The 243-nt window shown below is 81.9% G+C and carries 1 pseudogene; it reads left to right on the top strand.

Annotated elements, in window-relative coordinates:
* Nucleotides 1-65 precede the first annotated feature (65 nt).
* Nucleotides 66-243: pseudogene (locus KVT44_RS56665) on the top strand (endonuclease IV); the annotation flags it as partial.

Here is a 243-nt window from a genome sequence, read left to right as displayed (position 1 = left end):
CCCTCACGACGCCGAGACCCCGGCCGTGGGGCCCCCCGACGGGCCCTCCGGGGGCCCGTGACCCCCTGAAGGGCGTGACCAGCAAACAGCCCCGCAACCCCGTCGGCGGCCATGTCCCCGGGGCCGGCGGCCTCAGCTCCGTCGGCCTGACCTACGCACGCGAGGTGGGCGCCGGGCCCGTCCAGGTCTTCGCCGCCAACCCGCGCGGGGGGGCCGCGCCCCGCCGCCGGCCCCGCCCGGGCG

The sequence above is a fragment of the Streptomyces sp. GbtcB7 genome (assembly GCF_019091445.1).
GTDB lineage: Bacteria > Actinomycetota > Actinomycetes > Streptomycetales > Streptomycetaceae > Streptomyces > Streptomyces mirabilis.
The sequence above is the reverse complement of the archived record's forward strand: the minus strand, read 5'-3'. Positions and strand labels throughout refer to the sequence as shown.